The organism is Nocardioides panacihumi (genome assembly GCF_039530925.1).
GTDB classification, from domain to species: domain Bacteria; phylum Actinomycetota; class Actinomycetes; order Propionibacteriales; family Nocardioidaceae; genus Nocardioides; species Nocardioides panacihumi.
The window spans coordinates 1,791,933-1,812,874 of record NZ_BAAAPB010000001.1 but is presented as its reverse complement, the minus strand read 5'-3'; the positions used below and the strand labels follow the sequence as shown (position 1 = coordinate 1,812,874).

Below are 20,942 nucleotides of genomic sequence, written 5' to 3'. Positions count from 1 at the left end.
GAGTTCCCTGGGTCGGTCCCGGGGTCGGTCCTTCCCGGATGTACGCCGCTCATGCCCGCTCCTCCCGCTCGAACAGCACCTGGTGGTCGTCGAGGTAGCCGGAGGCGAAGCCGGCCCGCGAGTACTCCAGGTAGAAGTGCCACATCCGGCGGAACGTCTCGTCGAACCCGAGGCGTGCCACCTCCTCGGCCCGGGCCGTGAACCGTTCGTCCCACTGCCGCAGCGTCTCGGCGTAGTGCTGCCCCATCGCGTCGGCCGACCGCAGGCGCAGCGTCGTGTGGTCGCGGGCCGCCTCCTCCAGCGCACGCAGCGACGGCAGGAAGCCTCCCGGGAAGATGTACTTGGTCATCCACGTGTAGGTGTCGCGCGTCGCCAGCATCCGGTCGTGCGGCATCGTGATCGCCTGGATCGCGGCCCGTCCGCCCGGCGCGAGCACCCGGTCGATCGTCTGCAGGTACGTCGGCCAGTGCCGCCAGCCGACCGCCTCCACCATCTCCACCGACACCACGGCGTCATAGGTCCCGGTGATGTCGCGGTAGTCGCACAGGTCGACCCGGACCCGGTCGGCGTACCCCGCGGCGGCGATCCGCTCCTTGGCGAGGCGGCGCTGCTCGACCGACAGGGTGACCGTCCTGACGACCGCTCCGCGCTCGGCCGCCCGGACGGCGAGCGCGCCCCAGCCGGTGCCGATCTCGAGCAACCGGGTGCCGGGCCCGACGCCGGCGAGGTCGAGCAGGTCGTCGATCTTGCGCAGCTGGGCGCTCTCGAGGTCGTCGCCAGGCAGCGGAGCGCCGGTGGCGTCGGTCCGGAAGCGGGCGCACGAGTAGGTCATCGTGGGGTCGAGGAAGAGCTCGAACAGCTCGTTCGACAGGTCGTAGTGGTGGGCGACGACGCGTCGGGTGTCGGTCTTGTCCCCGCGCTCGTCGCGCGGCGGCCGGGCGACGACGGCCGACCGCAGCAGCTGCAGCGGGCGCGGCACCAGGTCGGCGACGTTCGCGGCCAGCACGGTGAGGAAGCCGCCAAGGTCCTCGGCGTCCCAGGCGCCGGTCAGGTAGGCCTCGCCGAATCCGACCGTGTGGTCGGCGCCGAGCCGGGCGAAGAGCTCGTCGGGCCGGTGGACGGTCATCTCCGGGCCTCCGCGCCCGACGGTGCGGCCGTCGATCCGGACGGTCACGTCGAGCCTGCGGACCGCGGCGAGGAAGATCCGGCGCGCGACGGCGCTCGCCACCGCGCCGCGGGGCACGGTCGCGAGGTCGGCCCACCGCTCGGGGGCCACCGCTTGGGCAACGGATGTGGTCGTGGTCATCGAACACCTCTCTGGTGGTGGGGCGGGCGGGGACGGATCGGCAGGCGATGCGCCCACAGGGCGATCCCGTGGACGCGGATGCGGAGGGCGTCGAGCAGTCCCGACAGGGCGACGCGGACCGGGCCGGGATCGGCCCGCTCGCCGACGAGGGCGGCGGAGAAGGCGGCGCCGTCGTCGGTGTGCAGCTCGACGGCGATGTGCAGCCGCTCCCCGGGCGGTGGCACGCGCAGCTCGTAGGTGCCGTCGACGCCGTGGAAGGGCGAGACGTACATCCGCTTGTCGACGCGCGCCCGGCCGTCGGTGTCGGGGTGGACGACGTACGCGTGCCGGTCGCCGTAGGTGTTGTGCACCTCGACGACCGTCGCGAGCGGGGTGCCGTCGCGCCGGGTGCACCAGAAGACGCTGATCGGGTTGAAGCAGAAGCCGAAGGCCCGCGGGTGCGCCGCGAGCAGCACGCGGGCATCGCCGAGGTCGACGCCCTCGAGGGCGAGGAAGCGGGCGAGGTTCTCGCGGACCGTCAGCGCGGGGTCGCCGAGGTGGTCGCGACCCTCGATGCTCCCCCGCCACCAGCGTGACCACCGCGAGCCCCGGTCGGCGGAGTCGAGGTCGACCACCCACATGGTCGAGCGGTGCGTGAACGTACGCCGCCACGGGACCCTCCGCACGTGGCTGACCCGCGTCTCGTAGACCCGTCGGGGCGCCGGCTCCCCCGGCGTCCCCCACGAGAATCCGAGCCGGCCGGCCGCCGCCACACCCGCCCGCGCGCCGTCCTCGTGGAAACCCCACCCGTGATAGGCGCCCGCGAACGCGATCCGGGCGGTCTCGATCTCGCCGAGCCGGCTCTGCGCCGCCACCGAGGTGGGTGTGTAGAGCGGGTGCTCGTAGTCCCGCCGGGCGATCACCGTCGAGGGGTCGACGAGATCCTCGCCGCCGAGCGTGACGAGGTAGTGGACGTCGGTGTCGAGACGCTGCAGCCGGGTCAGGTCGTAGGTCACCGTGACCGGCGCGGCCTCCTGCGTCGTGCGCCGGAAGTTCCACGAGGCCCGCACCCGGTCGTCCGCCGGCAGCAGCGACGTGTCCGTGTGCAGCAGGGCCGTGTTCGCGGAGTAGGTGATGGCGCCGAGCACCTCGCGCTGCTCCGGCGTGGGCGCGGCCAGCATGGCTAGGGCCTGGTGCGGATGGGTGGCGATGACGACCTTGTCGTAGTGGCGCGGGTCGCCCCGGCCGTCGCGGACGCTCACCCGGTCGGCGTGCTCGGTCACCTCGACGACGCGGGCGCCGAGCCGGACCTCGTCGAGCCGCTCGGCGATGCGCGTGACGTACTCCCGCGAGCCGCCGGTGACCGTGCGCCAGGTCGGGCTGCCGCTGACCGCGAGCATCCCGTGGTGGTCGAGGAACTGGAACAGGTATCGCGCCGGGTAGTCCCGGGCGACCTGGGGGTCGCACGACCACACCGCGGCGACCAGCGGCTCGGCGAAGTGCCGCACGAAGTGCGCGGAGAAGCGTCCCTCCCGGAGGAACTCGCCCAGGGTCAGGTCGGAGCCGGTGGCCCGCAGCAGCCGGCGTGCGCGACGGTGGAAGCGGGGGATGTCGAGGAGCATCCGGAGGTGCTCGACGTCGCGCAGGTGGCGGGCGTCAGGGAGCAGCCCGCGCCACCCGCGAGCCCCCGCCCAGCCGATGCCCGACAGGTCGTCGACGATCGACATCGACATCTCGGATGCCTGCGTGGCGATCCCCAGCTCGTCGAAGACGCGGGTCAGCGTGGGGTACGTCCGGCCGTTGTGCACGATGAACCCGGTGTCGATCGCGAGCTTGCGGTCGCCCTCGACCACGTCGTGGGTGTCGGCGTGGCCGCCGAGCCGCTCGTCGGCCTCGTAGAGGGTGACGTGGGCGCGCGTCGCGCAGGCGTACGCGGCCACCAGTCCGGACACGCCCGACCCGATGACGGCGACACGTGGCTCCTGCATGTGCACTCCCTCCGGCGGTGTTCTCCTGCTGTTCGGTGCCGCTCGCAGGACGGATGGGTGTCACTTCAGATCCGGGTCGGACGAGCCGTCAGGCGATCCGAGTCGGGCCGCCGCTCCGAACCAGAGGCATGACCACATGGAGCGACCGCCTGACACTCGCGGCGATGGGGCCCGCCGCGGCCGCTGCCGGGCTGGCCGCGGGCCACCTGCTGGCGGCGGCGACCACGCCGTCGGCCTCGCCGGTGCTCGCCGTCGGGTCGACGGTCATCGACCGGACGCCGACTCCGGTCAAGGAGTGGGCGGTCGCGCACTTCGGGACCAACGACAAGACGATCCTGGTCGGCTCGGTCCTGGCCGTCGTCCTCCTCGTCGCGACGGCGGTCGGCTTCGTGGCGCGCCGCAGCCTCGTCCTCGGAGCAGGCATCCTGGTCCTCCTCTCCGCCGTCGCGGCGGTCTGCGCGGTGCTGCGCCCGGCGGCCGACGCGGGAGACGCCCTGCCGAGCGTGCTCACCGGCGTCGTCGCCGCCGGGGTCCTGCTGACCCTGTTCGCACTGTGGCCGGCCGCGCTGTGGTCGGCCGACCGTGCACCGGACGAGGGCACGGCCGGGAACGCCTCCCGGCGCGGGGTCCTCGTCGGGCTCGGCGTGACGGTGCTGGCGGCCGCGGCCGTCGGCGGGCTGGGTCGTCGGCTCACGTCGCTGCGCGGCCGCCCGGAGAACGTCACCCTGCCCGCCCCGGCCGAGCCCGCAGGGGCTTTCCCTGCGGGGCTCGACCGGACGGTCCCGGGCATCACCCCGTGGCGCACCCCGACCGGCGGTTTCTACCGGGTCGACACGCGGCTCGACGTGCCGGTGCTCAGCAGCGCCGACTGGTCTCTGCGGGTCGACGGCGACGTGCGCCACCCGTTCACGCTGACCTTCGACGAGCTGCTGGCGATGCCGATGATCGAGCGCGACATCACGCTGACCTGCGTCTCCAACAGCGTCGGCGGGCCGTACGCCGGCGGCGCCCGCTGGCTCGGCGTACGCCTCACGGACCTGCTCGACCGGGCCGGCGTCGGCGCGAAGGCGGACCAGATGCTCAGCACGGACTTCGCCGGCATGACCATCAGCACTCCGCTCGCGCTGGCGACCGACGGCCGCGACGCGATGCTCGCCGTCGGCATGAACGGCGCTCCCCTGCCCCGCGAGCACGGGTTCCCCGCGCGGCTGGTGATCCCGGGGCTCTACGGGTTCATCAGCGCCACCAAGTGGGTCAGCCGCCTGACCCTGACGACGTACGCCGACCACTCGGCGTACTGGACCGACCGGCACTGGGCGACCGACGCCCCGATCAAGATCTCGAGCCGGATCGACACCCCCCGACCGCTCGCCCAGCTCGACGTCGGCGAGGTCGTCGTCGGAGGCGTCGCCTGGGCGCAGGGCGGCGGCGGGGTCGACCGTGTGGAGGTCAGCATCGACGGCGGGGCCTGGCAGCAGGCCCAGCTCGGGCCGTCGGCCGGGGAGGTCTACTGGCGCCAGTGGTTCCACCGCTGGGACGCGAAGCCCGGCTCGCACACGGTGTCGTGCCGCGTGGTCGACGGCGACGGGCGCACACAGGCACCGGTGCGCGCGAACCCGTTCCCCGACGGAGCCAGCGGGCTCCACACGATCAACGTCACCGTCGGCTCGTGACCCGGACCCATCCCGACCGAATGGGACCCGTTCGTACCCATCCGGATCCGCCGCGGCTCCGAAGAACAGGTGCAAGACGTCATGACGGACAGCCACAGACACTCGATGCTCAACTGGAAGGCAACTGCCATGAACAACACGCTCCGCGCCACCGGCCTCGCGGCCGCCGCCGCGCTCTCGCTCAGCCTTGCCGCCTGCGGCGGGAGCGACTCGGGCAACGGCGCCGCCGCGGCGGACAGCACGCCCATGTCGTCGTCCCCGTCGTCGCCGATGAGCTCCTCGTCGAGCGGCATGAGCGGCGCCGCGTCGCAGACGTTCGGCCCCGGCTGCTCGGCGGTCCCGACCAGCGGCGCCGGCTCCTTCGACGGCATGGTCAAGGACCCGGTCGCGACCGCGGCGAGCAACAACCCGTTGCTGAGCACCCTGGTCACCGCCGTCACCAAGGCCGGCCTCGTCGACACGCTGAACGGCGCCGACGGCCTGACCGTCTTCGCGCCGACGAACGACGCGTTCTCCAAGATCCCGAAGGCGCAGCTCGACAAGGTGCTCGCCGACAAGGCCACGCTGACCGCGATCCTCACCCACCACGTGGTGGCCGGCAAGCTCGACCCGATGTCGGTCGCGGGCACGCAGACGACGCTCAACAAGGACCAGGTGACCGTCACCGGTGACACCTCGGGCATGAAGGTCGACGGCGCGAACGTCGTCTGTGGGAACATCCCCACGGCCAACGCCACCGTGTACGTCATCGACACCGTGCTCATGCCCCCGGCCAAGTGACCTCCGACGGAGAATAGGAACCGTGGAACATCTCCGACCCGTCCCCGACGGCGTCCCCGAGCAGGGGGCGTCGTCGGAGCCTGACCTCGGCGACCTCCTGCGGCGGTCGTCCCGCGGTGACCAGGCCGCCTTCGCGACGCTGTACGACACGGTGTCGGCCAAGGTCTACGGCCTGGCGCTGCGGGTGGTCCGGGACCCCGCCCAGGCGGAGGAGGTCGCTCAGGAGGTGTTCCTGGAGATCTGGCGTACGTCGTCGCGCTACGAGCGTGAGCGGGGCAGCGCCCTCGCCTGGATGCTGACGATCACGCACCGACGGGCCGTCGACCGGGTGCGCGCCGCCGAATCGGCGACGCGACGCGACGTCGTCTACGAGCAGAGGAACCAACCGGTGAGCCACGACTCGACAGCAGAGGCCGCCCAGGCCTCCCTCGAGGCCCACCGGGTGCGCAGCGCGCTCGTCACGCTGACACCGGTCCAGCGCCAGGCCGTGGAGCTGGCCTACCTCGGCGGCTACACCCACACCGAGGTGGCGAGCATGTTGGAGCTTCCGGTCGGCACGGCCAAGACCAGGATCAGGGACGGCCTGATCCGCCTTCGAGACACCTTGGGAGTGGGGGCCCGCGATGAGCAGTGACATCCACGCCCTGTCGGGCGCGTACGCCCTGGACGCTCTGGATTCCGACGAGCGCTCCGAGTTCGAGAAGCACCTGGCCGACTGCCCCATCTGCCGCGCCGAGGTGGACAGCCTCCGCGAGGCGGCCGCCGGGCTGGCGGACCTCACCGAGACGACGCCGCCGCCGGGCCTGCGCGAGCGGGTGCTCGCCGACGCCGCCGTCGTACGCCCGCTGCCTCCGCTCGTCGACCGCAACCGACGTCGTCGACGCTGGCGCGCGCTGCTCGCGGTCGCCGCGGCCGTCGTCCTCATCGCCGGTGGGGTCGCGTGGCACCCGTGGGACCGCCCGTCCTCACCTGCGAGCCTGTCCGCCGTCGGCAGGGTCCAGCACGCGCCGGACGCCCAGCGCACGACGCAGACCCTCCCCGACGGTGGCACCGTCACCGTCTACCGCTCGGCCAGCCTCGACAAGGCCGCCGTGGTGGTGAAGGACCTCGCGGCCCTGCCGGACGGCAAGGTCTACGAGATGTGGCTCCAGGACGCCAAGGGTTCGATGGCTCCCGCCGGGGTCGTGCCCGCCGGGGTCTCGTCGGCCGAGATGGTGCTCGACGGCCCGGCCGCTGCGGCGGTCGGCGCGGGGGTGACGGTCGAGCCCGCCGGTGGCTCGAGGACGCCGACGTCGGACCCCGTGGCGCTGCTCGCGTTCGGCTCGGCCTGACCCGCGGCTACCCGTGGGCCGCGGTGTCCTCGGCGATCTCGAGCAGCACCGCGCGCACCTCGGTGATCTCGACGTCCTCGACCCGCCGGCCCCATTGCTCGGGCGGCCGGGGGCGGACGCACCCGAACGGCGCCTGGCAGCCGATGGCCGCGAGCAGGGAGTAGAGCGCCTGGAGCTCCGCGGCGAGCCGCAGCGTCTGGCGGTAGGCCGGGTGGGCGCGCTGCTCCGCGACCGGCGTGGCGGCGAGGTCGCGGACCAGCTCCACGACGACGCGACCCATGGTCGCCGAGAGCTTGCGCTCCGCGGCGCAGCCGCCGATGGACTCGACACGGGCAGGCACGTCCCGGCCCGCCTCACCTGCCGCGGCGAGCGCACCCGTCACGGTGAGCGTCTCGACCTGGCCCGGCCCGGCGACCGAGCGGCGCAGCAGCCCCCGCCGGCTCGGCACCTTCGGCTCGGCGGCCAGCTCGAGCGAGACCTGGCCGGCCCACTGGTCGAGACGGGCGAGGTCCTGGAACGCCGCCTCCGCCACTGCGGCGAAGCGGTCCTGGGCCACCGGGTCGGAGAAGAGCACGTACCGCGCGACCGGCTTGCGGCGGTCGGTCGTCATCGGATCGTCACCGGCGGCTGAGCGCACATGGATGCCCTTCCCGGACCGCCTGTCGCAGCCCTCGCGCAAGAGGTTCAGCGTACTCATCGGCACGCTCGACCTGTGATCAAGCGATCGTCGGTGCTCCGCTGCGTGCGGCTCCTCGGAGGCCGCGCCGTGGACCGCCGATCGCTGTGGTTGACAACTCAACCGGAGCGAGGAACATGGCTTCCCAGGCCCCGACGCCGGTCGGGGGCGGTCCGGCTCTTCGGTCGGGAGGCGCAATGAGCGCGTGGAACTTCATGGACTACTCCAGCAAGGCGAACCTGCTGGATGCGGTCGAGCGCGAGTCGGCAGGGATGCTCGCCCTCACCGCCGATCCGTCGTCCTGGACTGCACCGACGGGCGCGGGCGACTGGGAGGTCCGCGACGTCGTCGGGCACCTGCTCGACACGACCGAGACGTACTTCGTCGGGTTCGACGCCGCCCGGGGGAAGGGCGATCCGCCTCCGTCGGTGCCGCTGCGGGAGATGGCCGTCCACGCGGACCGCGGCGCGCGGCAGTTCCGCGACCTGGCGCCCGGCGAGGCCCGCGAACGGCTGTCATCCGACCTCGCGAGGATGCTGGCGATCGAGGAGGCGCTCCTGGAGGACGACTGGGCCCAGCCGGTCCCGCACAAGTACATGGGATCGCTGCCCGCGTTCTTCTACCCCGCCTTCCAGCTCGTCGACTATGCCGTCCACAGCTGGGACATCCGCGAGGGCACAGGCTCGCCACACGGACTGGACGCCAGGTCGGCGGACCTGCTCGTACCTCTCTGCTTCGTGCTGTGGACGGCGACGGCCGTGGTCGCGCCGAAGGATCCGCCGCTCGAGGTCGGCGTCCGCATCGTCTCCGGGGAGAACGCCGGCGAGACCAGGATCGGCGTCGGACCCGACGGCCTCGTCTGCGCCGCGGGCCCCGTGGCGGACCTCCCGGTGGTCATCGACTTCGACCCGGGGAGCTTCGTCCTCACGGCCTACGGTCGAACCAACGCCGGCACGATCCACGGCGACCGCGACCTCGCGGACCGCTTCCTCGCCGGCTTCTTCCGCATCTGAGGTGATGACAGTGACGTCCATCGATCTCGCAGGGATCGCAGCCGAGCGGGAGCGGATCCGCCAGGACTGCCTCGTGCCTCCGAGCGAACGACCTGCCACCAGCGCTCGCGGACTGCACCACTTCGCGCTGCTGTGCTCCGACGTGCGGCGCACCATCGACTTCTACCAGGGCATCCTCGAGTTCCCGCTCACCGAGATCTTCGAGAACCGTGACTACGCCGGCTCGAACCACTTCTTCTTCGACATCGGCAACGGCAACCTGCTCGCGTTCTTCGACCTTCCCGGCCTCGATCTCGGCCCGTACGCCGAGGTGCTCGGCGGCCTGCACCACCTCGCGATCTCGGTGACCCCCGACCGCTGGCAGCACCTGCGCGAGAAGCTCGACGCTGCCGGGGTCGAGTACGTCGTCGAGAGCGTCACCTCGATCTACTTCCGCGACCCCGACGGCGCGCGCCTCGAGCTCCTGGCTGACCCGCTCGGAGAGATGTACGGGTCCCAGGTCCTCTGAGCCGGGCGCTCCGGCCCGACCCCATCGACTACGTGCGTCCGCCTACTTGGTCGTGGCGGCGGTCTTCTTCGCGGTGCCTGCCGTCTTCTTGGCGGCGCCGGTCTTCTTGGCCGCACTCGTCGACTTCCTGGCCGCCCCCGTCGACTTCTTGGCGGCCGTCTTCGTGGTCTTCTTCGCGGCCGCGGCCCCGGCCTTGCCGGTGTCCGCGGGGTCCGGCGGGAACCACACCATCTTGGTCGCCTTGAGCTTCGCCACGAATGACGCCCCGCGGGCGGACCACCTCCCTCGGTCCGTGAGTCCGTTCAGACCGCTCTTGAGCTCCATCGCCCACTCCTCCCAGATGTGGCGCCCGCGGCCGGCGTACCCCTGGGTCTGAAGCCGATCCAGGGCCGCCTGCCTTCGGGCCAGTACCCACCCCGTTCCCGCAGGACGGGCGCGTCATTCGGAGGGGGTGGGCGGTCGCGGTCTGTGGCAACCCGAAAAACATCCTCGCCATCCGAAGAATCCACGTGCCAGCATCCCGCCATGTCCACCGCCACACACGCCCCCATCACCGCCACTCCCGCCGATGTCAGCCGGTTCGACGACTGGCTCCAGTGGCTGGCCGCCCAGGGCGCGGACGACCCCGACGTGCTGGTCGTGTGGGTCGGCGGGTCAGCGGCCACGGGCGGCTACGACGACTGGTCCGACCTCGACGTCGAGCTCCTGTGCACGCCCGGGAAGCACGACGAGGTCTACGACCGCCTGCTCTCGCGCATCCGCGAGACGTTCGACATCGACCACGTCTGGGAGCTGCCGCAGACGGCGTGGCCCGACGGTCGGCAGTGCTTCGTGAACCACCAGCACCGCCCGGGCGCCCTGGAGGAGCCGACCCGGATCGTCGACCTCCACATCTCGAGCCTGTCCGACGCCCACCGGATCCTCGACGTACGCCGGCACGGCACGCCGCTCGTCGTGCACGACCCCGACGGGCTGGTCGAGCTGCGCCACGACGACGAGGCGGAGATCCGGCGGGCCTGCGAGGAGTGGACCGAGCAGATCCGGCAGCGCCGAGCCACCGCGGAGTGGCTGGTCAATCGCGCCGTACGACGCGGACAGCAGCCCGAGGCGCTCTCGTTCTACCTCTCCTTCGCCCTCGGCGGCCTGGTGCGGCTGCTTCGCATCGAGCACTGCCCGTGGCGCCACGACTTCGGGCTGCGCTACCTGCACACCGACCTTCCGGCCGACGTGGCCGCGCGAGTCGACGCGCTCGTGCCCGGCACCGGCGACGGCGACCTCGCCGAGATGTCGGCCGCCTGCTTCGCGTGGACCGACGAGCTGCTCGCGGCCCGCTGAGCACCACGCCGTGCCGCTAGCGGCGAAGCAGCAGGCGCTGCCTCGAGCTCGCGCTCAGGCAGACAGCGAGGCCGAGCACGCCGACGTCCCGCAGGACCAGATCGGACAGACCGTTCGACATCGTCAGCGAGATGACGATCTGGAGCAGGAGGAGCGCCGCGACGCCGGCGGCGGCCCTCACCATGATGCCGGCCACCAGGGCCACAGCGAGCAGGAGCAGGATCCAGCCGTGGGCCAGGACGAGCAGAACGGGCAGGGTCGCTCCCGACACCACCGGCACGTAACCGGTCCACAGGGTCGGGTGGACGAGCTCGTGGTAGCCGAACCAACCCAGCACGAGGCCCAGGAGGAGACGACTGACCGTGGGCGCCCATTCGTCGACCAGCTGCGCGGCCTGCTCCACCGCGAGCCGTGTCGAGGGCGATGTCTGGTGCGCGGTCACTGGACGACCCTGCCCTGCGCGTCCGTGACCACGACGCCGTCGTCTCCGAGGTTGTAGTCGGAGGTCCCCGACTCGTCGCCCATCGAGCCCTCCACGACGTAGACGCGCGCACCCCCGGCATAGGTGTGGGCGACGCCGGGCTGTCCACTCGGGCCCGCGCTCAGCGAGATCCCGGAGCCCGTCCGGTGAACCGAGATGGAGAGCCCCGTCATCGCGGATCTCGCCGCCGCACTCGGGGTGCCCGGCCAGACCTGATACGAGTACGACGCGAAGCTCTGCGATGACAGGAGCGGCGCGGTCGCCGGCGCCTGGTGCCGGACGTGGCCGCCGCCCCCGCCGCCGGCGAGCCCCCCGGGAAGTGCACTCGACGGGCGCGTGGACCACCCGTGCAACGCGAGGACGCTCGCCACGACCGCGGCGGCGAGGAGCACGGTGGCACCTCTGGGGCCGACCGGTCCATCGAATGCTCGCATGTCCTCACCAACCTCGGACGAGCATGCCGACGTCAATCATCGACGTCGCCTCCAGGCTAGTCGCGGAGCCGGGACGTTTCCTGAAGGAGGTCTGTGAATTCGCCGCACCGGCCCCCCGGTGCGCACTACTCGTCGTCCGGCCTGTCTGCCGTCACCACTGGCGGCACGAGGTCCTGACCGGAAGAGTCCGAGTAAATGCCGAAGGGCCATGTCCTTCCTCCCTGTCGGGATTCCGGACATGGCCCCTGGCCTGCTACATCGGTGGAGGTGAGGGGATTCGAACCCCTGGCCTTCTCATTGCGAACGAGACGCGCTACCAACTGCGCCACACCCCCAGTGCGTCGGAAAGGCTAGCAGCACCCGACGCGTGGGCCGAAATCAGGCCCCGCTGACGCGACGCGCCGATGCCGCCGCCGCGCTGGCCGCCTCGGCCCCGGCGACACGGGCGGCCTCGGCCTGCTGGACGAGCGCGCTGTCGGCGGCGGTGTGGCCGGAGGTCCACACGCCCGTGGAGTCGAGGTCGATGGTGCTGACGGGGCGGCGCGCCGGCGGCTTCGAGACGTACGTCGGGAGGGTCACCGGGACGAGCTCCCAGCCGTCACCGGAGGCGATCGGCGCGGCGACCTGGGCGCGCACGGCCGGCACTGCGGCGGTGTCGTCGAGCCGTACGGCGTCCTCGACGCCCGGGGTCTCCGGCTCGACCGGGTCGGTCACCCGCTGGACGACCGGACGGCGTACGGCGCGCTCGGCCGTCACCATCTTGCGGCAGGCGACCAGCCACGCGACGAGCAGGACGACGGGCGCGGCGACCCACCACCAGCCGATGACCCGACCGGCCGCCGCGGCGGCGACCATCGCGAGGAGGACGAGCAGGCCGCCGAGCACGCGGCGGCGCCGACGGGCCGCGCGGGAGCCGGCGCTGCGGCGTACGAACGTCTGGGCGGCGAAGAAGCCGGTGTGCTCCGCGTCGAGCTCCTGCACCGACTCGGCGACGGGCGCGGCGACGGGCGCCGCCTCGGGCTCCGCGACGGGCGCGGAAGCGGCGGGCTCGGCCGCGGACGGCTTGCGGTTCGTCACGAGCTGCGTCTTGCGGCGGTCGACCGCCTCACGACGAGCGAGCACCCGCATCGTGTCGGAGAACTTCTCGACCGAACGGCTTCGGGCGCCGGCATCGTGGTGCTCGAGCGCCTTGGGGATGAGGTAGGCAGCCCACGCAACAGCGAGGCCGACGAAGATGAAGGCGCTTGGATCCACGTACGAGAGGTTAGAAGCGCCAGCACACCAGGGGTCGGATGTCCACAGGTGTGTCGCAAATTGCTGGTGTGACAGATGTGATTTCGGACGTCATACGCCCTGGTTGTCGGGACAGCCACCCCGTATGACGTCCCTCTCAGGTGACGCGCGTGATCAGCCCGCCGTGCGGCACTTCCTCGGCGGTGATCCCGTAGAGCCGGTGGTCGCGCCACTCGCCGTCGATGTGCAGGTAGCGCGGGGCGTAGCCGATCTCGCGGATGCCGAGCTTCTCGACGACACGCAGCGAGTTGGAGTTCTCCGGCCGGATCGCCACCTCGATCCGGTGCAGGCCGGTCGCGAAGCAGTGGTCGATGACGAGGGCGACGGCGCGCGGCACGACTCCGCGGCCGGCGTACGAGACGTCGATCCAGTAGCCCACCGACGCGAACATCGCCGAGCCGCGCACGATGTTGGACACCGTCACCTGACCGGCGAAGTGGCCGTCGACCTCGATCGCGAAGGGGTACGCGGCCCCGTGCCGGGCCGCCCGGCGCAACCGCCGGACCAGTGACCGGAACGACGTCGGCCGGGCGTCGCCCCCCGGCGGGACCGTGGCGTCCCAGGGCCGCAGCCAGGCGGCGCTGCGCTGGCGGGCGGTGCGCCACTCGGCGGCGTCAGCGGGCGAGAGCGGACGGACCGTCACGTCACCGGAGCGCAGCGTGACCGGCCAGGCCCCCGCACCCGCCTCAGTGATCACTGCCCACCGACTGCTCGACGGCGTGCTGGAGCACCGGACGGAGGACCTCGATCGCGTCCTTCACGCCCCCGCGCGAGCCCGGCAGGTTGACGACGAGGCACTGCCCCGCGAGCCCGGCGAGGCCGCGGGAGAGCATGGCCGTCGGGATGCCCTTCGCGACGCCTGCGGCGCGGATCGCCTCCGCGATCCCGGGGATCTCGCGGTCGAGCAGCGGACGTGTCACCTCGGGGGTGAGGTCGGTGGGCGTGAGCCCGGTGCCGCCGGTCGTGAGCACCACCCGGGCACCTGCACGGACGAACCCGCGGATCGCGGCGCCGACCGCCTCGCCGTCCGGCACGACCGCGGGCTCGCCGACCAGGTATCCGAGGTCGGCGAGGAAGGCGGTGAGCAGCGGTCCGGTGGTGTCCTCGTAGACCCCCGCCGAGGCGCGGTTGGAGGCGACGACGATCCCGGCCGGCAGGTGTGTCATCGGTGCCAGTCCCCCGACTTGCCCCCGGTCTTCGACTCGACGCGGACGTCGGTGATGACGGCCCCCTTGTCGACGGCCTTGACCATGTCGACCACCGTCAGGGCGGCCACGGAGACCGCTGTGAGCGCCTCCATCTCGACGCCGGTGCGGTCGGCCGTGCGCACGGTCGCGGTGATCTCGACGGCGTCGTCGGCGACTGCCAGGTCGACCGTGACCCCGGAGATCGCGAGTGGGTGGCAGAGCGGGACCAGCGACGGCGTCTGCTTGGCGCCCATGATCCCGGCGATGCGGGCGACCGCGAGCGCGTCGCCCTTCGGCACACCCTCACCACGCAGCAGCCCGACGACCTCGGCCGAGACCAGGACGCGCCCGGTCGCCGTGGCGGTGCGGGCGGTCACGTCCTTGCCGGTGACGTCGACCATGCGGGCCGCACCGGTCTCGTCGAGGTGCGTGAGCTCGGACATTCCCTAGAACTCCTCGTCCATCAGCAGGACGTCCACTGTCGCACCGGCCTCGACCGAGGTGGTGTCCTCCGGGACGACGATCAGGCAGTTGGCGTTGGCCAGGTCGCCGATCAGGTGGGAGCCGGAGCCACCGACGGGGCTCACCGAGCTGCCGCCCGAGGCGGTGACGAGCTCCCCGCGCAGGAACTGGCGCAGCCCCGGCCGCGAGGTGAGCGGACCCGTCAGGCGTGCCCGCAGGACGGGCCTGACCTCGGGTCGCATGCCCATCATCCGGCGCAGCGCCGGGAGCACGAACACCTGGAAGGAGACGTACGACGACACCGGGTTGCCCGGCAGCGTGAAGATCGGGATCCGGTCCTCGCCGACGCGGCCGTAGCCCTGCGGCTTGCCCGGCTGCATCGCGACCCCGCCGAACCAGACGCCCTCCGGCCGAAGCGCCTCCTTCACCACGTCGTAGTCGCCCTGGGAGACGCCACCCGAGGTGATGACCACGTCGGCGCGGACGAGCTGGTCGCTGAGCGCCTCGAGGAACTTCGCCGGCTCATCGGGGACGATGCCGACCCGGTAGGCGATCGCGCCGGCACGGCGGGCGGCGGCCGCGAGCAGGTAGGAGTTGCCGTCGTAGATCGAGTCGTGACCGAGCGGCTGGCCGGGGTCGCGGAGCTCGCTGCCGGTGGAGAGGATGACGACCCGCGGACGGGGTCGGACGGCAACCGTCGCACGGCCGACGGCGGCGAGCAGCCCGAGGTGACGCGACCCGAGGACCGTCCCCTCGCTGACGACCAGGTCGCCGGAGCGCACGTCGTCGCCGACCGGACGGACGTGTTCGCCCTTCCTCGCCGGCGCCTGGCTGACGACCACGCGGACCACGCCGCGGTCGGTCCACTCGTAGGGCACGACCGTGTCGGCGCCGGTCGGCATCGGCGCGCCGGTCATGATCTTGGCCGCCGTACCGGGTGAGAGCGCGAGCAGGCCGGCCTGACCGGCGGCGATCTCGCCGACGACGGGCAGGTGCACCGGCGCGTCCTCGGTGGCCGAGGCCACGTCCTCAAAGCGGACGGCGTAGCCGTCGTGGGAGGAGTTGTCGAAGCTCGGCAGGGAGACGTCGGCGTGGACGTCCTCGGCGCTCGCGAGTCCGAAGGCGTCCATGAGGGCCTGCGGGTACGCCGGAAGCGGCTCGATGTCCGCGAGGATCCGCTCGCGGAGATCGTCGACGGAGGTCAGGTCGCTAGTGGGCACCCGATGACAGTACCGAGTCGGCGCCGACTCGCTGCGACCCCTTGTCCTCCAGCTCGACGGCGCCGATCACCTGGACGCCCTTGCCGAACGTCCAGTCACCGCCGACCTTGAACGAGGTGGCCTTGCGCAGCGAGGGGATGCCCTCGGGGAAGCGCTTCTCGAAGTCGGCCACGACCTTGTAGTACTGGTCGTCGAGCTCGATGTACGGGACCTCCTCGACCGTCGGGTCGAGCACGAACCCGTCCGCCAGGTCGTAGACGTCCGAGCGGAGCACGAGCAGGTCGTTGGTCGTCTTGACCGGGACGAAGCGGTCGCGGCCCACCTCGATGAGCGCCGAGCCCTCGAAGACCTCGATCGCAGCACCCATGGCGGTCTCGATCTGGACCACCTCGGGCGACTTCTTGTCCGCGGGGTCGACGTTCTTGACGTTGCGGATCAGCGGCAGCCCGAGGATGCCGTGGCGCAGGTCGAGCGCCTGCTTCATCGCGCGCAGGTCGAACCAGAGGTTGTTGGTCGAGCAGTAGCGGTGCCGTCCCAGGTCGCGCAGCGCCTCGATGTCCTCCGGCAGGGTCTGCGCCGTCTCGCGCAGGATGATCCGGCCGTCGGACTTGCGGATCGCGAAGTGACCGCCCTTGCGGTCGCTCGGCGTGCGCCGGACGGCCTCGATCGCGAACGGGGCACCGCTCGTCGCGAACCACCCGGCCACCAACGGGTCGGGCACCGCGCCGAGGTTGTCGGAGTTGGAGACGAAGACCCGCTCGAAGCCCTGCTCGAGGAGCCGGTCGAGGAGGCCGGAGCCGCGCAGGGCCGTGTAGAGGTCACCGTGGCCGGGCGGACACCACTCCTGCTCGGGGTCCTTCGGCCAGCTGACCGGGGAGAGGTCCTTGAGGAGGAGCTTGGGCTCCTTGTTCTGGAGGAAGTCCAGTGGCAGGCCGTCGACCGGCAGCGCGGTGTAGCGCGCGAGCGCGTCGAGCGTGTCCGCGCTCGTGCGGAACGAGTTCATGAAGAGCAGCGGCAGCGGGGCGTCGTACGTCGTGCGCAGGTGGAGGACCTGGCGCGCGATGACGTCGAGGAACGACAGCCCCTTGCGCACGCAGAGCAGGGACTTGGCGCGGTCCATGCCCATCGACGTGCCGAGGCCGCCGTTGAGCTTGATGACGGCCGTGGTGCGCAGTGCCGCGACCGCGTCCTCGTCCGAGACCTTCACGTCGGCCAGGGCCGGCATGTCGACCGGCTCGATGGTCGACTCGGGGATCATCCCGGTCTCGCCGTGCTCGAGGAGTCGGTAATAGTGCGCGAAGGTCTCGACTGCGACCTCGTCCACCCCGGCGTCCCGCATCTTCGCGACCGCCTTATGCAGCCCTGCACTACCCATGCCTTCGATCGTAGGCTGCCTATGTGGCCGACCCGCAATCGTTCTCCACATCTGGGGGATCCCCAGGCCCCGGCGGCATGTCCGGGAGCAAGGTGGGCACCCGCGACCAGCTGCTGGCCGGCCGGCGCCAGCGCTCGCTCAGCGAGGTGGGTCAGGCGTCCGAGGCGATCGCCGCGCACCTCCTCGCGAGCGACCAGGTGCGCCGGGCGGCGACCGTGGCGGCGTACGTCTCGATGGGGACCGAGCCCGGCACCGGTCTCCTGCTCGAGGCGCTGCTCGAGCGCGGCACCCGCGTCATCCTGCCGGTGCTGCGGCCCGACAACGACCTCGACTGGGCGGTCCACACGGGCACGCTCGTGCCGGCGCGACGCGGGCTGCTGGAGCCTGCCGGGCCCGACCTGGGCGCCGACGCGATCGCCACCGCCGACCTCGTGCTGGTGCCGGGGCTCGCCGTCTCCCCCACGGGGGCACGGCTCGGCCGCGGCGGCGGGTCCTACGACCGGGCCCTCGCCCGGGTGCCGGTCGGCACCCCGGTCTGGATCCTGCTGTACGACGACGAGGTCGGCCTCCCGGTCCCCGTGGAGCCTCACGACCGGCCGGTGACGGGTGCCGTGACACCGTCCGGAATCGTCCGGCTGCGCTCGACGTTCTAAACTGGCAGTCGTCGGCGACGAGTGCTAAGTGAGTCGTCGAGCGTGTCGAGACCAGGAGTGATCGTGCCCACCTACCAGTACGCCTGCACCGAGTGCGGCCACGCCTTCGAGCAGGTCCAGAGCTTCTCCGAGGACGCCCTCACCGTGTGCCCGACGTGCAGCGGCAAGCTGCGCAAGGTCTACAACGCGGTCGGCGTCGTCTTCAAGGGATCCGGCTTCTACCGCACCGACAGCCGCGGCTCGTCGTCGAGTGCGACGCCGGCGACGACCGGCTCCGCCAGCTCGTCGGACAGCTCGTCGTCGAGCTCGTCCGGCTCGTCCGGCGGGTCGACCACGACCACCGCGGCCGCCGCCAGCGCCGACTGACCGACCCTCGCGGTCGGTCCTGTGGAGAGCCGGACGCGCAGACCCGCGATCCGGCCTAGCGTCGTGGGGTGCTCCCGACCTCGCTGGCCCGACCCGTCACCCGCGTACGACGACGGCTGCTCGGCCACCGGCGGCTGCTCGCGGGCCTGCTGACCGCCGGCGCGGTGGCTGGCGGTCTGCGGGTCGTCGCGCCGGCCGCGCCCGAGACCGTCGCGATGACCGTCGCGGCGCACGACCTGGCGGCGGGCCAGACCCTGACCGCGGCCGACGTCACCACGGCGCACGTGCCGCCGGCGTCGGTGCCCGACGGAGCCGCCACGCCGGCCACCGGCGCGACGCTCGCCGGGCCGCTGCGCCGCGGAGAGCCGATCACCGACGCCCGCCTGGTCGGCCCGTCGCTCACCATCGCGCACCCGGGGCTGGTGGCACTGCCCGTCCGGCTGCCGGACGGCGCGATGGCGGGCCTGCTCGACGCCGGGGACAGGATCGACCTCTACGCGGTCGCATCGGCCGGGGGCGAGGTCGCGGACGCGCCGGGGACGGCCGGTGGAGCGTCGCGCGTCGCGGCCGGCGTACTCGTCCTGGCGGTGCCGCCGACGAAGGCAGCCGGAAACTCCGTCACGACCGGGCTCAGCGGCCGTCTGATCCTCATCGGGCTCCCCGATGACGCGGTCGCACGCGTGACGGATGCGTCAGTGCGCTCCTTCCTCACCTTCGCCTTCGTTCACTAGTGTCGTGACCGACTCGGGAGACTTCCTCCGCTTCGACGATGCCTGGAGATGCACACCATGACCGGATTCAAGAACTTCCTGCTGCGCGGCAATCTCGTGGAGCTCGCCGTGGCCTTCATCATGGCCCTCGCGTTCGCCTCCGTCGTGACCGCGACCGTGGCGCTGATCATGGACCTGATCGGCAAGGTCGGCGGCACCCCCAACTTCTCCACCTACGCGCCCCACGGGATCCACGTCGGCGCGTGGCTGACCGCGGTGATCTCGTTCATCATCATCGCCGCGGTCGTCTACTTCCTGATCGTGCTCCCCTACACGAAGGCGAAGGCGCGCTTCTTCCCGGCCGCCGACGAGCCCGGCATCCCCGAGGACATCGCGATCCTGACCGAGATCCGCGACCTGCTCGCCGCGCGCCAGGTCTGATCCCCCCACGCACCGCCGAGACGTCAATCCGTTCGGTCCGAGACGTCAATCCGTCTGTGGAATCCACAGACGGATTGACGTCTCGGACCGAACGGATTGACGTCTCGGGCTCAGGTGCCGTGGTGGGGAGGGACCTGGGCCTTGAGCCAGGCCTCGGAGCCCCGCTCGGCCGTGTCGGGGTCGTCGCGCTCGTCACGGGTCGTGTCGGGGAGCACGTCACCGAAGATCCGCGCGAGCCGGCGCTTGCGCTCCCAGTCCGACTCGGGGGTGGTCATGAGCAGAGCCCGACCGACTCCAGCGCCTTCTTCTGCTCCTCGGTCTGACCGGTGGCCGGCGACGACGGGCTCGACGAGGCGGAGCCGTTGGAGGAGGGCTGGCCCGACGGCGACGCGGAGGCCGAGGCGGAGGCGGACGACGACGGCGTACCCGACGGGTTGGAGCCGGTCGTGCGACCTGGGGCGTTGTCGACCCGGATCGAGTTGGCGGTGAGGACGTCACCCAGCGGGCGGTCGTTCTTGATCCGCTCCCACACCTTGTCGGCGTCGGAGGTCCAGAGCACCCGACCGCTCTCGCTGCCCGTGCCGTAGACGAACGGCACGGTGATGAACTCGACCTTGTCGAGGCCGATGTTCTTGAACTGCAGCGCGAGGCCGGCGAGCTCCTTGATGTTGCCGAGCCCGGTCGAGCCGACCTCGGAGAGCTCGAGCGACTTGGTCGCCGCCCGCAGGAACTTCACGACCTTCACCGGGTTGGCGAGGGTGTTGGCCGACATGACCTGGCTGACCATCGAGGCGATGAACGCCTGCTGGCGCCTCGTGCGGCCGATGTCGGAGCCGTCGCCGATGCCGTGCCGCACTCGCACGTACGCGAGCGCCTTCGTGCCGTCGAGCTTGTGGGTGCCGCCGTCGAACGTCGTGTTGGTGTAGCTGTCGTGGAACGTCTTGGGCACGCACACGTCCACGCCACCGACGGCGTCGACCATGCCCTTGAAGCCACCGAAGTTGACGACCACCGAGTAGTCGACCGGGATGCCGGTGTCGTGCTGGAACTGGCTGATCGTGCAGGCGGGACCGCCGTACGCGAACGCGCCGTTCCACATCGTCCGGGTCGAGCCCGGGATGATCTTGCCGTCCGCGGTCTTGCACTCGGGCCGCTCGACGAGGGAGTCGCGCGGGATCGAGATGCCGTAGGCGTGCTTCCGGTCCCGCGAGAGGTGCAGCAGGATCGTGGTGTCGGACAGGCCGGCGGTCTTCTCGTTGTCGACGGCGCATCCCGCACAGCTGCGGGAGTCCTCACCCATGATGAGGATGTTGATCGGGTCCGTCGGACCTGCGAACTGGACCTTCTTCGGCGCCTTCTCGACGAACTGACTCTGGTAGTTCGCGATGGTGAGGTTGCCGTTGAGGTCGCGGTAGAGGTACGCGACTCCGAGCCCCGTGATCATGCCGAGCACCACCAGGGTGGAGACGACGACCTTGAGGACGGTGTGATGCCGGCGGGTCTTGGCGCGGCGCCGGCCGGCGACACTGTCCGTCGTCCGGGACGTGGACCGGCGCGCGATCCGCGGGTCGACGGGGCGGATCGCGGTGTCCTCGACCCCGTCATGGGACGACTCATCGACGTGGGCAGGTCGCTGCTCGACGTCGCTCATCAGTCACCATCACTCGATCGTTCGCCAGGGTCATCCTCGGGGACGCGCCATCGCGCGCCCCCCAGAATGTACGTGGATCG

At 71.8% G+C, this 20,942-nt stretch carries 25 protein-coding genes and 1 tRNA gene; 11 read left to right on the top strand and 15 right to left on the bottom strand.

What is annotated here, in order from left to right; all coding sequences use genetic code 11:
- Positions 1–49 precede the first annotated feature (49 nt).
- Positions 50–1,306, bottom strand: coding sequence for a class I SAM-dependent methyltransferase (locus ABD205_RS08570; RefSeq protein WP_344044326.1), 1,257 nt, complete (start codon positions 1,304–1,306; stop codon positions 50–52).
- Positions 1,303–3,273, bottom strand: a complete 1,971-nt coding sequence (locus ABD205_RS08565; protein ID WP_344044324.1) for an FAD-dependent oxidoreductase — start codon at positions 3,271–3,273, stop codon at positions 1,303–1,305. The genes ABD205_RS08570 and ABD205_RS08565 overlap by 4 nt, the downstream gene beginning before the upstream one ends.
- Positions 3,274–3,401: 128 nt before the next feature.
- Between ABD205_RS08565 and ABD205_RS08560 the strand changes: the two genes are divergently transcribed.
- From ABD205_RS08560 to ABD205_RS08545, 4 genes are all read left to right on the top strand, one after another.
- Complete coding sequence (locus ABD205_RS08560) at positions 3,402–4,946, top strand: molybdopterin-dependent oxidoreductase (RefSeq protein ID WP_344044323.1); 1,545 nt, start codon at positions 3,402–3,404, stop codon at positions 4,944–4,946.
- A 129-nt stretch (positions 4,947–5,075) separates the two neighbouring features.
- Complete coding sequence (locus ABD205_RS08555) at positions 5,076–5,726, top strand: fasciclin domain-containing protein (RefSeq protein ID WP_344044322.1); 651 nt, start codon at positions 5,076–5,078, stop codon at positions 5,724–5,726.
- Positions 5,727–5,748: 22 nt separating this feature from the next.
- The gene (gene sigK / locus ABD205_RS08550) at positions 5,749–6,360 is read left to right on the top strand and encodes an ECF RNA polymerase sigma factor SigK (RefSeq protein WP_344044321.1); all 612 of its coding nucleotides are present in this window, start codon (positions 5,749–5,751) and stop codon (positions 6,358–6,360) included.
- Positions 6,350–7,057 (top strand): anti-sigma factor, encoded by a 708-nt coding sequence (locus ABD205_RS08545; RefSeq protein ID WP_344044320.1) that lies wholly within the window; start codon positions 6,350–6,352, stop codon positions 7,055–7,057. Before sigK ends, ABD205_RS08545 begins: the two co-directional genes overlap by 11 nt.
- A 7-nt stretch (positions 7,058–7,064) precedes the next feature.
- On the opposite strand, the gene ABD205_RS08540 is transcribed toward ABD205_RS08545, so the two are convergent.
- On the bottom strand, positions 7,065–7,667 hold the full coding sequence (locus tag ABD205_RS08540) for a hypothetical protein (RefSeq protein WP_344044319.1): 603 nt from the start codon (positions 7,665–7,667) through the stop codon (positions 7,065–7,067).
- Positions 7,668–7,930: 263 nt separating this feature from the next.
- Between ABD205_RS08540 and ABD205_RS08535 the strand changes: the two genes are divergently transcribed.
- Both ABD205_RS08535 and ABD205_RS08530 read left to right on the top strand, forming a co-directional pair.
- Positions 7,931–8,746 carry a maleylpyruvate isomerase family mycothiol-dependent enzyme gene (locus ABD205_RS08535; RefSeq protein ID WP_344044318.1) on the top strand — a complete coding sequence of 272 codons (816 nt, stop codon included), beginning with the start codon at positions 7,931–7,933 and terminating at the stop codon, positions 8,744–8,746.
- A gap of 10 nt (positions 8,747–8,756) precedes the next feature.
- The gene (locus tag ABD205_RS08530; RefSeq protein WP_425572782.1) at positions 8,757–9,254 is read left to right on the top strand and encodes a VOC family protein; all 498 of its coding nucleotides are present in this window, start codon (positions 8,757–8,759) and stop codon (positions 9,252–9,254) included.
- A gap of 42 nt (positions 9,255–9,296) precedes the next feature.
- Here the strand turns inward: ABD205_RS08530 and ABD205_RS08525 are convergent, their stop codons facing one another.
- Entirely contained in the window at positions 9,297–9,578 is a 282-nt protein-coding gene (locus ABD205_RS08525; protein WP_344044316.1) for a hypothetical protein, read from the bottom strand.
- Between the two features lie 201 nt (positions 9,579–9,779).
- Here ABD205_RS08525 and ABD205_RS08520 point away from each other — a divergent pair, with 201 nt between their 5' ends.
- Complete coding sequence (locus ABD205_RS08520) at positions 9,780–10,589, top strand: hypothetical protein (protein ID WP_344044315.1); 810 nt, start codon at positions 9,780–9,782, stop codon at positions 10,587–10,589.
- Between the two features lie 16 nt (positions 10,590–10,605).
- Here ABD205_RS08520 and ABD205_RS08515 read toward each other — a convergent pair whose 3' ends face one another.
- The 9 genes from ABD205_RS08515 to ABD205_RS08475 form a co-directional block, all read right to left on the bottom strand.
- Positions 10,606–11,031, bottom strand: a complete 426-nt coding sequence (locus tag ABD205_RS08515) for a hypothetical protein (protein ID WP_344044314.1) — start codon at positions 11,029–11,031, stop codon at positions 10,606–10,608.
- Positions 11,028–11,462, bottom strand: coding sequence for a hypothetical protein (locus ABD205_RS08510; RefSeq protein WP_344044313.1), 435 nt, complete (start codon positions 11,460–11,462; stop codon positions 11,028–11,030). Before ABD205_RS08510 ends, ABD205_RS08515 begins: the two co-directional genes overlap by 4 nt.
- A 304-nt stretch (positions 11,463–11,766) precedes the next feature.
- Positions 11,767–11,839, bottom strand: a tRNA-Ala gene (locus ABD205_RS08505).
- Positions 11,840–11,882: 43 nt separating this feature from the next.
- Positions 11,883–12,758, bottom strand: a complete 876-nt coding sequence (gene sepX, locus ABD205_RS08500; RefSeq protein WP_344044312.1) for a divisome protein SepX/GlpR — start codon at positions 12,756–12,758, stop codon at positions 11,883–11,885.
- A gap of 136 nt (positions 12,759–12,894) precedes the next feature.
- Entirely contained in the window at positions 12,895–13,494 is a 600-nt protein-coding gene (locus ABD205_RS08495; RefSeq protein ID WP_344044311.1) for a GNAT family N-acetyltransferase, read from the bottom strand.
- On the bottom strand, positions 13,484–13,963 hold the full coding sequence (locus ABD205_RS08490) for a MogA/MoaB family molybdenum cofactor biosynthesis protein (RefSeq protein WP_344044310.1): 480 nt from the start codon (positions 13,961–13,963) through the stop codon (positions 13,484–13,486). Before ABD205_RS08490 ends, ABD205_RS08495 begins: the two co-directional genes overlap by 11 nt.
- Positions 13,960–14,427: a cyclic pyranopterin monophosphate synthase MoaC gene (moaC, locus tag ABD205_RS08485; protein ID WP_344044309.1), complete on the bottom strand. Its 468-nt coding sequence runs from the start codon at positions 14,425–14,427 to the stop codon at positions 13,960–13,962. The genes ABD205_RS08490 and moaC overlap by 4 nt, the downstream gene beginning before the upstream one ends.
- 3 nt (positions 14,428–14,430) lie before the next feature.
- Complete coding sequence (glp, locus tag ABD205_RS08480) at positions 14,431–15,666, bottom strand: molybdotransferase-like divisome protein Glp (protein WP_344044307.1); 1,236 nt, start codon at positions 15,664–15,666, stop codon at positions 14,431–14,433.
- Positions 15,656–17,041 (bottom strand): UTP--glucose-1-phosphate uridylyltransferase, encoded by a 1,386-nt coding sequence (locus tag ABD205_RS08475; RefSeq protein ID WP_344044306.1) that lies wholly within the window; start codon positions 17,039–17,041, stop codon positions 15,656–15,658. Before ABD205_RS08475 ends, glp begins: the two co-directional genes overlap by 11 nt.
- 77 nt (positions 17,042–17,118) lie before the next feature.
- Between ABD205_RS08475 and ABD205_RS08470 the strand changes: the two genes are divergently transcribed.
- The 4 genes from ABD205_RS08470 (at position 17,119) to ABD205_RS08455 (ending at position 19,211) form a co-directional block, all read left to right on the top strand.
- Positions 17,119–17,694 carry a 5-formyltetrahydrofolate cyclo-ligase gene (locus ABD205_RS08470; RefSeq protein ID WP_344044304.1) on the top strand — a complete coding sequence of 192 codons (576 nt, stop codon included), beginning with the start codon at positions 17,119–17,121 and terminating at the stop codon, positions 17,692–17,694.
- 63 nt (positions 17,695–17,757) lie between these two features.
- On the top strand, positions 17,758–18,060 hold the full coding sequence (locus tag ABD205_RS08465) for an FmdB family zinc ribbon protein (protein WP_344044303.1): 303 nt from the start codon (positions 17,758–17,760) through the stop codon (positions 18,058–18,060).
- A gap of 68 nt (positions 18,061–18,128) precedes the next feature.
- Positions 18,129–18,791, top strand: coding sequence for an SAF domain-containing protein (locus ABD205_RS08460; RefSeq protein ID WP_344044302.1), 663 nt, complete (start codon positions 18,129–18,131; stop codon positions 18,789–18,791).
- Between the two features lie 57 nt (positions 18,792–18,848).
- Positions 18,849–19,211, top strand: coding sequence for an MscL family protein (locus ABD205_RS08455; protein WP_344044301.1), 363 nt, complete (start codon positions 18,849–18,851; stop codon positions 19,209–19,211).
- Between the two features lie 110 nt (positions 19,212–19,321).
- On the opposite strand, the gene ABD205_RS08450 is transcribed toward ABD205_RS08455, so the two are convergent.
- Both ABD205_RS08450 and ABD205_RS08445 read right to left on the bottom strand, forming a co-directional pair.
- Positions 19,322–19,486, bottom strand: a complete 165-nt coding sequence (locus tag ABD205_RS08450) for a hypothetical protein (protein ID WP_344044300.1) — start codon at positions 19,484–19,486, stop codon at positions 19,322–19,324.
- Complete coding sequence (locus ABD205_RS08445) at positions 19,483–20,862, bottom strand: LCP family protein (RefSeq protein ID WP_344044299.1); 1,380 nt, start codon at positions 20,860–20,862, stop codon at positions 19,483–19,485. Before ABD205_RS08445 ends, ABD205_RS08450 begins: the two co-directional genes overlap by 4 nt.
- Between the last annotated feature and the right edge of the window lie 80 nt (positions 20,863–20,942).